This window comes from Hydrogenimonas sp. (assembly GCF_029933015.1).
In the GTDB taxonomy this organism is placed as follows: domain Bacteria; phylum Campylobacterota; class Campylobacteria; order Campylobacterales; family Hydrogenimonadaceae; genus Hydrogenimonas.
In genome coordinates, this window is record NZ_JAOZOZ010000040.1 from 1 (window position 1) to 10,836 (window position 10,836).

A 10,836-nucleotide genomic window follows, 5' to 3' on the forward strand; every position below is an offset into this window, starting at 1 on the left:
TCCGAAAGGGAGAGTTTCCCCTCTTTTTTCGTATGGATCGTCGGAATGAAACTTCCCGCGTCGATCGAAACGTCGACGAGGTAGTCGATCGCCTCTTTGCGTTCCGTCATCAGGTCTTTGAAAAATCCGATCGTCTCGAAAATGTCGGGCGAGCCGGTCACTTTGACGTCGGTTTCGCTGTAGGCGGCGATTTTGGGCATGTCGTGGGCGGCACCCGTGACGATCTTTCTGTCCTGCAGATAGATTTTGTAGACGATACCTCTGATATCCACATCGACGGGGCTCGTGTTGACGATGTGCAGGCCTATCTCGAATTTCGGCACCATCCCATCGCCGGGCAGCATCCTGAAGCTGTTGATACCGACGGAGAGTTCCGGCTTTTTCGTGTTGAGGCCGCTGCAGCCGCCCAGCAAAAGCAGCATCACCGCAGCCAGCAGAATATTTCGGATCATGACCCCATCCTTTGTTTTTTTCCATTCTATCACGAATTCGTGGATTCTTTCAGGAGTCTGTCGACATCCACCTCGTCGATCTGCTCCGGCCTGAGGTATTTTTCGGCATAGGTTCTGTAGATACCCGTTCTCAGGAAGAGAGCGAAGAGCTCCGCATCCAGGTGCCCCTCTTTGACCATATAGACCATGATCTGCAGCGATTCGGAGAGGGTTTTCATCTTTTTGTAGGGTCGGTCGGATGCGGTGAGCGCCTCGAAAATGTCGGCGATCGCCATGATCCGTGCAGGGATCGAGAGCTTTTCTCTGGTGAGTTTTCTGGGGTACCCCGTCCCGTCCATCGTTTCGTGATGGGTACCGGCATATTCGGGGATCTTTTCCATACCGGGCGGATAGGGGAGCTGTTCAAGCATCCGGATCGTCATCATCACGTGCTCTTCGATCTTGAACCGCTCCTCTTCGCTCAAGGTCCCTTTCTCGATGCAGAGGTTATAGATCTCTCCGAAGTTGTAGAGATGTTCAGGCACCTCCAGTTTGAACCCTTTTTCCCGATAGGCTTCCTCATCGAATCCGACCCTTTCGACGATATGCTCGGGGCGGTCTGCCAGAAGAGGCTCTTCCGCGGGTAACGGTCTCTTTTCGCTGTTTTTATATCTCTGCAACTCCTCGTCGGAAAGGCCCAGCCTGTCGTCGAAATGGCGCACCCATTTTCTTTCGGCGATCGTTTCGATCCGCTTTTTATCTTCTTCACCCATAAATTCGCCGCCGAGGTTGCACCGAGCGATGAAATGGAAATCTTCGAGAAGTTTCCGATGCTCCTCCTCTTTCCACCTCTTCAGCCGCTCTTTCTCTTCGCCCTGCAACAGCCGCTCGTAATATTCGATCTCAATATCGCGCCAGATCACTTCGAAGCGGGTGCGGATTTCGTGGATGCGGTTGTAGATGGTTTCGAGTTTGGTCGCTTTGTCGACTACGAATTCGGGGGTCGTAATTTTCCCGCAGTCGTGCAGCCAGGCACCCAGTTCGAAGGCTTTCATCTCCTCGTCGCTTTCGAAACGGAACGTTTTAAACTCCCCCTCTTCCGAGGCGTTCGCGGCTTTTGCCAGCATCTGGGCGATGACGGGCACCCGTTTACAGTGTCCGCCCGTATAGGGGGATTTGGCATCGATGGCGTCGGCGATCAGTTTGATGAAAGACTCCATCATCTCCTTGAGCGAGCGTTCGTACGCCTCGATGCTTCTGGACATCGAAACCAGGGATTCGGAGAGCTGGATCAATTCGATGATGTTGGTTTTTACGGGCCGTACCTCATCGAAGTGCCTTTGTCGGATCTTCTCGTTCTCTTTCATCAGCGCTTTGATGGGTCTGACGATCCTTGAGGTCGCAAAAAGTATCAGAGGAATCGAAAGCAGCAGTGCCAGAAGCGCTGCCCCGAAAGCGATATAGATGTTGTGAAGATAGGGGGAGAGCATCGTATCGACAGGGACGGTGAATCCCAGATAGGTCTTGGTGCCTGCTTCTTCGGTGAGCCGGGTCACCATCGTGAAGCGTCCCACACCGTCTCTTTCTCTCATGAAGACTCTGCCGATACGACCATCTTTTACCGCCTCCATCATGGCCGGATCGATCTCGGGTCTGGCGGTGGTGGCTGCGATGATCGAACCGTTCCGGTCGAACATGTAGATTTGGGCTTTGGGAGAGAAGCGCTGCGCTTTCAAGATTTCGGTCAGTTCGGAGAGTGTCAGATCGAAGGCCAGCACGGTATGGGTATTTCCTATGGTTTTGGCATAGGTTACCCCTTTTCTCTTGAGGTTTTCGAAAAGATAGGGGGCGGTCCGATAGACACCGTCGTTTTTCAGCGCTTCGAGATACCAGGGACGGGTCGTCACATCGAAATCGGTCGGCTCGCTGCGACTGAAAACCCTTTTGAGATCGCTGTCGAGAAAATCGAAACGCTTCACTCTTCCCTCTGGCGTGTCGTAAACATGTACGGCGATCCATCGTGTACGCGGCGGCGCATGGTAGATTTTATGAAGATCGGACTGACTCGCCATATTGATCACTTCGAAAAGATCGCCATAGGGATTTCCCAGATTGATGGCGTAGATCTTTGGCTGATGCTCCATCGTGTAGGTGAATCTTCTGATCGTTTCATGGGGGAAAGGTGTGGAGAGACGTACAAAACTTCTGTCGTATGCGACTTCCAGAAGAATCGATCCGGCGAGCCGGTCACGGTCTTTGAGGTGAAGTGTGATCTTCTCTGCGGCGGCATGGAAGTTCTTCTCCGTCGCTTCCAAAGCCATCTTTTTCGAAAAGTGATATTGCAGTCCAAGAAGCGATCCGGCGACAATCGCCACGACGACAAGAATGTTGGTGAGAATGTTGGTGCGTATCGTGATTTTGTCGAACATCTCCCTCCGATCGGTCCCTACTTTTTCAAAGGTATCTGTCTGTTGGGGTTGGCGAGGGACTCCAGCAGCCTGTTCTGCTGCTCTTCGGTAAGATTGCCGCTCCCGAGTGCTTCGAACATCTTTTCGGCCAGGCGGGTTTGCAGCTCCTTCTCCTGAAGCTCCTTCTCGTGTTTCATCCGCTCCTCTTCCAGACGGCGTCTGTGGCTCTGATACTCTCTGAAAAGCTTGACGACGACCCAAAGAAGCAGAAAGAGAAAGAGAGCGGAGAGAAAGATGACCCACCCCACCATTTTACGGTCACCGAGAATCTCTTCGAGCTGCGCCTGTATCTTTTTGAGTGTCAACTCCTTTTGGGTCAGAAGCTTCGAGTGTTCGCTTTCGGCTTTCATCCGGGCGATTTCGAGCTCCTTCTCCGCCCGGATCCGTTCGATCTTCTCCCGGGTTTTGAGTTCCAGTCTGCGGATCTTCGCATCTTCTGTCTTGGGCTGGGTGGAGTTTTCAAGAATCGTCTGGGCGTACGTGCCTACCGTCTGCTTCTCCTCTCCCAGAAGACGGGGGCGCTCCTTTCGCTGATCCGTACTCTGCTGACATCCGGCAAAAAGAAGTGTCCATGCCAGTATCGCCGCGATCGGACGGAACTTTCGCATCTTAGACCTCTTTTTCGAAACGGTCGCTGTCGATTTCGATGACGGTGTGGACATTGCCCCGGGGGTTGAAGTCGGCCGTCAGTTTCATCCATTTGGGACGCAGCTTCTGATAGAGCACGTCGAAAACTTCGTTGGCGCTCTCTTCGTGGCTGATGTGGCGGTTGCGGAAGCTGTTGATGTAGAGTTTGATCGCCTTGAGCTCGACGACCCACAGATCGGGCGTATACTCCAGCACGAACGTCGCGTAGTCGGGATAGCCGCTTCTAGGACACAGACAGCTGAATTCCGGCAGGGTGATCTTGATTTTATAGTTTTTTTGAAATTTGTTGGGCCATATCTCCAGATCTTTGTCCACATCGAAATTTTCGACGATCTCTTCACCGTATCTCATTGCTTCACTCCATATTTTTTGATCAGATGTTCGCTGTCCAGGGGGCGGTTCGAAACGATGAACCCCTGGATATAGTCGATCCCCAGCTGTCTGAAGCGCTCCAGCGCCTCTTCCGTGTCGACCCATTTGACGAGGGTTTTGACACCCATGCTCCGGCACGCCTGGATATACCCCTTCAGCAGTGCGGCGATTTTCGGGTTATTATAAGAAATCGTGAAATCCCTGTCAAACTGTACCATGTCGACCGGCAGCTTTTTGATATATTCGAAACTGGCGTTGGGAGCCCCGAAATTGTCCAGGGCGAATCTGATACCAAGTTCCCTGAGCTCCTCGAGAATCACTTTGTAGCGTTTGACATCCCTGAAAGCGCGGTTTTCAAAGAGTTCGATGATGATGCGATCGTACTCCACGCCCGCTTTGGAAGCGATCGATTTGATCGTCTCGACGAAAGAGTCGTTGCGGAGCGAAAAGGGAGAGATGTTGAAACTGAACCGGATATCTGGATCCACCTTGGCCGCATCCTCGCAGATCGCCTCGAAGAGCGCGGCATCGAACTCTTTCTCGAGACCCAGGCGGTTGACGGCGGGAATGAACTTTTTGGGAGGGAGTATGCCGTTGCTCTTCGTTTTCAGGCGTACACCGACCTCGAAAAGATCGATACGGTCTTTTTTCGCGTTGAGTGTCGGGATATAATGCAGAAGAAGCGATCCGTGCCTGACCGCCTCGACGATCTCCTCTTCGAGAAGGTTGATGTCGAGCTTCTTTTCGGGTTTTTCTTTTTTAGAAACGCCGCTTTTCTGCTGGGAAATCGTATCGTAGAGGTAGGTGATCAGGGTGTTCAGATCCGAAGCGGTCTCTTTGGGTACGGCGGCGTATTTGAACTCGACGGCCAGGTTGTTGATCTCTTTGTAGGTGGAGGTGAAATCCTCCATCAGTTTCAGACTCTCCTCGACATTCAGAGGCAGGCCGACGATGAAATCGCCGCCGTGATACCGTCCGATCAACGGCTCTTTGATATCGTTGAGCTTTAAAAATTTGTCGAGAATGTCGACGAAGATCCTGAGCAGTCTGTCTCCTCTGTCGATACCGTAGTGATCGCTGATGAAGGGAAGATTGTCAAGACGCAGGAGGATGATGGAGTAATCCTTCTCCTTTTTCATTTCCCTTTTCAGTGCATCCAGAAGATATTCGCGGTTGAATGCGCCCGTCATTCTGTCGACATAGGTTTCGGACTGTCCCAGATTGATCAGGAAAAAGAGAAAATAGATGGAGATGAAGAGAATACCGACGAATATGGCGATATCGATTTCGTTGATTTCGAATCTTTCCTGACGGAAAAAATAGAAGATGGCGACTCCGATCAGCATGAGGATGGGGATCCCCATCCTCAGTGCCAGGCGGAAGCGTCTGGAGCGCTCCTGCTTTTCGGAGAAGAGCATCACTCACACATCCAGATGCTTGACATCCTTGGCGTGCTCCTCGATGTACCGGCGGCGCGGTTCGACCTCGTCGCCCATGAAAAGCGTGAAGACGTCGCTGGCGGCTTCGCCGTCTTCGATGGTCACTTTCAGGAGTCTTCGGTTTTCCGGGTTCATCGTCGTCTCCCAGAGCTGCTCCGGGTTCATTTCACCCAGACCTTTGTAGCGCTGGATGTAGGCGCCTTTCTTGGCGCTCTTCTCGATCTCGTCGAGCATCTGGAGCAGATCCTTGCCTTCGAAAATCTCCAGATCCCTCTCGCTTATCTTGTCGAAGATGTAGCGGGCTTCGTTGTAGAAGGGGTTGGTGAAGAGTTCGTCGTCGATGATGATCTCCTCGAGCCCCTCGTCGGTCTGGACATAGAGATGGATCGTCTCGTCGTCGACATGTTTGTTGAGGATATTGTATCCCAGAGAGTCGAGATAGAGTTTGATCTCCTCGTAGAGCGCCGGCGTATCGAGAGCCAGCAGATCGGGATGCTCGATCAGGTAGCGGACCACTTCGACCAGGCTGAAACGTTTGTCGAGCTCTTTGAGGGTCATGCGGTAGAAGGCGACCAGTTTGAAGAGTTCCGTCAGATCCTTCTGGCCCATACCCGTCACATCCAGGGCGTCGATCCCCCGCTCGATCAGAAATTCGCTCATCGCCTTGTCGTCTTTGAGATAGATCTCCTGTTTGCCCTTCTTGTAGCGGTACAGAGGCGGCTGGGCGATGTAGAGATACCCCTCCTCGATGACCGGCCGCAGGAAGCGGAAGAAGAAGGTCAGCAGCAGCGTCTGGATATGGCTTCCGTCGACGTCGGCGTCGGTCATGATGATGATCTTGTGGTAGCGGAGCTTGTCGGGATTGAACTCCTCCCCGATGCCGCATCCGAGCGCCGTGATCATGTTCTTGATCTCGTCGGATTTGAGGATCTTGTCCAGACGCGCCTTCTCGACGTTGAGGATCTTTCCTTTGAGCGGCAAAATCGCCTGGAAGACCCGGTCGCGCCCCTGCTTGGCCGAACCGCCCGCCGAGTCGCCCTCGACCAGATAGAGTTCGCTGATCGTCGCGTCCTTGCTCTGGCAGTCGGCCAGCTTGCCCGGCAGCGTTCCGACGGTCATGGCGTCTTTTCGGCGTGTCAGTTCGCGCGCTTTCTTGGCCGCTTCCCGCCCTTTGGCCGCCAGCAGGGCTTTCTGCATGATCGCCTTGGCGTCGTTGGGGTTCTCCTCGAAATACTTCATCAGTCTTTCGTAGGTCAGCTTCTGCACCAGCGGTTTGACGTAGCTGCTTCCCAGTTTTCCCTTGGTCTGGCCTTCGAACTGCGGCTCGGGGACCCGGACACTGACGACGGCCACCAGACCTTCGCGCACGTCGTCGCCGCTGATCTTCACATCCTTTTCCCTGGCGCTGGCGTTCTCCTGCAGATATCGGCTCACGGCACGGGTCAGTCCTGCCCTGAAACCGCTCTCGTGGGTACCGCCGTCGGGGGTCCGGATGTTGTTGACGAAACTGAGCAGCTTCTCGTCGTAGGCCGTCGTGTACTCGAATGCGATATCCACTTCGATGTCGTCCGCTTTTTCGCTGTAGCTGATAACCGAACAGATCGGCTCTTTTTTGGCCATATCCTGGACGAACTGGTTGAGACCGCCTTCGAAGTGGTAGACCTCCTTCTTTCCGATACGCTCGTCTTCGAACGTGATGGAGATGCGGGGATTGAGGTAGGCGAGCTCTTTGAAACGCTTGGAGAGGATATCGAACTGGAAATCGACCGTTTCGAAAATGGTCGCGTCGGGCCAGAACTGGATCGTGGTACCGGTTTTGCGTGTCGTGCCGGTGACGGTCAGTTCGTTGACGGGAATCCCCTTTTCGAAATCCTGTTCGTGGATCTTGCCGTCGCGGTAGATCGTCATGTGGAGTTTTTCGCTCAGGGCGTTGACGACGGAGACGCCGACGCCGTGGAGACCGCCGGAGACCTTGTAGGTATCCTTGTCGAACTTTCCGCCGGCGTGCAGTACCGTCAGGACGACGGTCGCCGCCGACATCTTTTCGGTCGGGTGCATGTCGGTGGGAATACCCCGGCCGTTGTCGCTGATGACGGCACTGCCGTCTTTTTTGAGGGTGATCTTGATCTTGTCGCAGTAGCCGGCCATCGCTTCGTCGATGGCGTTGTCGACCACTTCGTAGATCAGGTGGTGGAGACCCTTGACCGACGTGTCTCCGATATACATACCCGGTCGCTTTCGGACCGCTTCGAGTCCTTTGAGGACTTTGATGTTGCTTGCACCGTAATTCTGGTTACTCATATGCTTTCAATCCTTCGAAAATGTCTTCGTTTGTACTCTCAGATGATGATCGGCATGATCACCGTAGAGAAGTTGTTGCTTTGAACGATGAACGGGAGGTTGGGCTCGTTCAGACCCATCGTGAAATTCTCGGTGTCGATATGGCTGAGAAAATCGAGCAGATAGCGGCTGTTGACCGCGAGGACGAACTTCTCTTCGAATCCCGTATCCACGTCGATTTCGGTCACCGCTTCGGAGTTTTCGTCCCCCAGACTCTTGAAGATGATCGAGTTGGGTTCGAATGTGAGTTTGATCTCCTGGGAGATCGTCGTGATCTGTTTGATCGCCTCGATGATCTTCCCTTTTGGCAGGGTCAGGGAGTATTTGACGCTTTTGGGGATGATCCGTTCGTAGTCGGGATATTTGCCGTTGATGAGACGGGTGAAAAAGTAGTACCCCGGTGCCGTGATGATCAGGTTGGTTTCGTCGTAGTGGATGTCGATCTGGTCGAAAAAGAGTTTCTGGATCTCGAGAATCGCCTTTTTGGGGATGATCATCGAGAGGGTCGTGTCGCTTTCGTTGGGGATCTTTCCGATGGCCAGGCGGCGTGTATCGGTACCGACGACGTCGATCTCGTTCTCCTTGATGTTCAAAAGAGCACCGTTGAGTTCGTACTTGGGGTTGTTGGTGTCGATGGCGGGCGAGACTTTCTTGAACATCTGGATAAGCTGCATCGAATCGAGTTTGATGGAGGGAAGCGAATCGACCTGGGGAAAAGCGGGAAACTCTTCGGCGTTGAACATCGGCAGTTTGAATTTTGAATTCTCCTGCTTGATGTGGAGAGTGTCTTCGATCGTCTCCAAAATGATGTCGCCCTCTTTGAGAATCCGGACGATGTCGAGCAGTTTCTTGCCGTTGGCCGTCGCTTTGCCGTCGAGCTGGATACCGACATGTTCGGTTTCGATCTTCAGTCCGATCTCCTGGTCTGTAGCCTTGGCGGTAAGCAGATTGTCGGATGCGATCAACAGGACGTGGGAGGTGATCTGTGACGTATCCTTCTTTTCGAGAAAGGGCTGAAGGTTGATCAACAGCGATTCCAGTGTGCTTTTGGCTACAGCAAGTCTCATCGGAACTCCTTGTCTTTTTTTAATTTTTCAGTAGCAGTAGTCGTATGGCGTGTTTATGTGAAAAGCGTGGATGCACCGCGGAATTTCGGGATTTGGAAATCGAAGCGGGCGGGATGCTTTCTTCACCTTTTTTCACTGGTATTTATTATATCTTTTTTTTCCGCCAAATTGAATAGAATCCGTCTGTCTATGGGGCTTTCGGAGACTATTCGACGGTGATGGCGGTGATTTTGTGGCTGAGTTCCTCGATTTTGGCTTTGAAGGTTTCGTCTTTGTCCAGCAGCTCGTTGATCTTTTTCATCGCGTGGCTGACGGCCGTGTGGTCTTTCATGCCGAAATACTGGGCGAGGCTCGGCATCGAGTTGGGTGTGAGAGAGCGTGCCAGATAGATGACGATGCGCCGGGCTTCGACGATCTTTCTGGCGCGGCTCTTGCTTTTGATTTCGCTGGGTTTGACGTTGAGCTCTTTGGAAACCACTTTGACGATGTCGTCGATCGTGATGTTTTCGCTCCGTTCCTTGAGCTGGTTTTTGACGACGTTCTTGGCGAAATCGAGGGTGATGGACTGGTTCATCATGTTCGCAAAGGCGTTGAGCTGGATGATGATTCCCTCTATCTCCCGGATATTGTTGCCCATGTGCGCGGCGATGTAGTTGACGATGTCGTTGTCGAGCTGGATGCCGTTGAGTTCGCACTTTTTCTTGATGATGGCGATTTTGGTCTCCAGTTCGGGCGGCTGGATGTCGACGATGAGTCCCCATTCGAAGCGGCTGCGGAGCCTCTCTTCGAGGCCGGCGATCTTTTTGGGGTGCTGGTCGGAGGTCATGACGATCTGTTTGCCGGCGCCGTGGAGCTCGTTGAAGGTGTGGAAGAGCTCTTTTTGGGTCTCCTCCTTGCGGCTTAGGAATTGGATGTCGTCGAGCAGCAGGATGTCGCAGCTGCGGAACTTGTCCCGGAAACGGTCCATCGTGTGGTTGCGCAGATGGTGGGTGAACTGGTTCATGAACTGTTCGAGAGAGGTGAAGATCACCTGGCGGCCGCGATCCTGGTTGTAGTTGCCGATGGCATGAAGCAGGTGGGTTTTTCCCAGACCGGCCCCGCCGTAGATGAAGAGAGGATTGTACTGCTCTCCCGGTTTTTCAGCCACACGCAGCGCGGCGGTGTAGGCGAACTGGTTCGAACTGCCCACGACGAAGCTGTCGAAGGTGTAGGAGGGGTTGAGTATCGTGCTCTTGGTTGCGGGCTTTGTGGCGGCGGTTTCGGAAAATTCACCCCCCTTGGATTTAGGTCTCTTTTTCCGGTCGTTTCTGACTTCGATCACGATCTGGGGCTTGATCCCCGTTTTGAGTTCGAAAAGATGGGAGAGTTTCTCGCCGTAGCGGGTTTTGACCCATCTGGATATGAGTGGATTGGGCGCGTGAAACACCGCGATATCGGATCTCGAAGCCTCTTCGTCGTAGCGAAGCTGTTTGACGTAGCGTTCGTATTCGATTTCGGGAATCTCCTGTTTGAGGAGTTTGAGAATCTGCTGAGCGAGCATCGTTTCAACCTGTGAATAAAGTATGTGAATAACTCGGGACATTTTATCCCAATTACGTTAAAATGAGGTTAGAAAATTGTGAAAAGCGGATTATTCACAATGTGAAAAAAGGGTGAATGGGTGCAGATTTTGGGAATAGATCCCGGCAGCAGAAATTGCGGGTACGCCATCGTGGAAAAAGAGGGTCGAAACCTGAGGCTGGTGGAAGCGGGACTGATAAAGATCAGGGAAAAGGAGCTGCAGCATCAGATCGTCGAACTGGTCGAAGGTCTCGATCTGATACTCAGATCAAACCCCGTCGACGAGGTGGCGATCGAAGATATCTTTTTCGCTTTCAACCCGAAAACGGTTCTGAAACTGGCGCAGTTTCGTGGGGCTTTGAGCCTGAAGATCCTCCAGGAGCACGGCAATTTCGCCGAATACACGCCCCTGCAGGTCAAAAAGGCTCTGACGGGAAACGGAAAGGCGGCCAAGGAGCAGGTGGCGTTCATGGTCAAGCGGATCCTGAAAATCCAAAAGGAGATCAAGCCG

9 protein-coding genes are annotated in these 10,836 nt (G+C 52.9%); 1 reads left to right on the forward strand and 8 read right to left on the reverse strand.

Annotation, left to right across the window (positions count from 1 at the left end):
• From Q1K23_RS04360 to dnaA, 8 genes are all read right to left on the reverse strand, one after another.
• Positions 1 to 452, reverse strand: a 452-nt coding sequence (locus Q1K23_RS04360; RefSeq protein ID WP_300362756.1) for an LEA type 2 family protein, incomplete at its 3' end; no start/stop codon positions are given.
• 29 nt (positions 453 to 481) lie between these two features.
• Positions 482 to 2,860, reverse strand: a complete 2,379-nt coding sequence (locus Q1K23_RS04365; RefSeq protein ID WP_300362758.1) for an HD domain-containing phosphohydrolase — start codon at positions 2,858 to 2,860, stop codon at positions 482 to 484.
• A gap of 17 nt (positions 2,861 to 2,877) precedes the next feature.
• On the reverse strand, positions 2,878 to 3,507 hold the full coding sequence (locus Q1K23_RS04370) for a hypothetical protein (protein ID WP_300362760.1): 630 nt from the start codon (positions 3,505 to 3,507) through the stop codon (positions 2,878 to 2,880).
• A gap of 1 nt (position 3,508) precedes the next feature.
• Positions 3,509 to 3,898, reverse strand: coding sequence for a preQ(1) synthase (queF, locus tag Q1K23_RS04375; protein ID WP_300362761.1), 390 nt, complete (start codon positions 3,896 to 3,898; stop codon positions 3,509 to 3,511).
• Positions 3,895 to 5,337, reverse strand: a complete 1,443-nt coding sequence (locus tag Q1K23_RS04380) for a GGDEF domain-containing protein (RefSeq protein ID WP_300362771.1) — start codon at positions 5,335 to 5,337, stop codon at positions 3,895 to 3,897. The genes queF and Q1K23_RS04380 overlap by 4 nt, the downstream gene beginning before the upstream one ends.
• Positions 5,338 to 5,340: 3 nt before the next feature.
• The gene (gene gyrB / locus Q1K23_RS04385; protein ID WP_300362762.1) at positions 5,341 to 7,659 is read right to left on the reverse strand and encodes a DNA topoisomerase (ATP-hydrolyzing) subunit B; all 2,319 of its coding nucleotides are present in this window, start codon (positions 7,657 to 7,659) and stop codon (positions 5,341 to 5,343) included.
• Positions 7,660 to 7,697: 38 nt separating this feature from the next.
• Entirely contained in the window at positions 7,698 to 8,765 is a 1,068-nt protein-coding gene (dnaN, locus tag Q1K23_RS04390; protein WP_300362764.1) for a DNA polymerase III subunit beta, read from the reverse strand.
• A gap of 205 nt (positions 8,766 to 8,970) precedes the next feature.
• Positions 8,971 to 10,305 carry a chromosomal replication initiator protein DnaA gene (gene dnaA / locus Q1K23_RS04395; protein ID WP_300362765.1) on the reverse strand — a complete coding sequence of 445 codons (1,335 nt, stop codon included), beginning with the start codon at positions 10,303 to 10,305 and terminating at the stop codon, positions 8,971 to 8,973.
• A gap of 120 nt (positions 10,306 to 10,425) precedes the next feature.
• On the opposite strand from dnaA, the gene ruvC reads away from it, so the two are divergent.
• Positions 10,426 to 10,836 (forward strand): crossover junction endodeoxyribonuclease RuvC (gene ruvC, locus Q1K23_RS04400; protein WP_300362766.1); only part of this gene is annotated, 411 nt, incomplete at its 3' end.

Bases quoted from the DNA above. Each gene is read 5' to 3' on its own strand.
- Q1K23_RS04365 (WP_300362758.1), bottom strand. From the start codon at position 2,860: ATGTTCGACAAAATCACGATACGCACCAACATTCTCACCAACATTCTT.
- Q1K23_RS04370 (WP_300362760.1), bottom strand. From the start codon at position 3,507: ATGCGAAAGTTCCGTCCGATCGCGGCGATACTGGCATGGACACTTCTT.
- queF (WP_300362761.1), bottom strand. From the start codon at position 3,898: ATGAGATACGGTGAAGAGATCGTCGAAAATTTCGATGTGGACAAAGAT.
- Q1K23_RS04380 (WP_300362771.1), bottom strand. From the start codon at position 5,337: ATGCTCTTCTCCGAAAAGCAGGAGCGCTCCAGACGCTTCCGCCTGGCA.
- gyrB (WP_300362762.1), bottom strand. From the start codon at position 7,659: ATGAGTAACCAGAATTACGGTGCAAGCAACATCAAAGTCCTCAAAGGA.
- dnaN (WP_300362764.1), bottom strand. From the start codon at position 8,765: ATGAGACTTGCTGTAGCCAAAAGCACACTGGAATCGCTGTTGATCAAC.
- dnaA (WP_300362765.1), bottom strand. From the start codon at position 10,305: ATGCTCGCTCAGCAGATTCTCAAACTCCTCAAACAGGAGATTCCCGAA.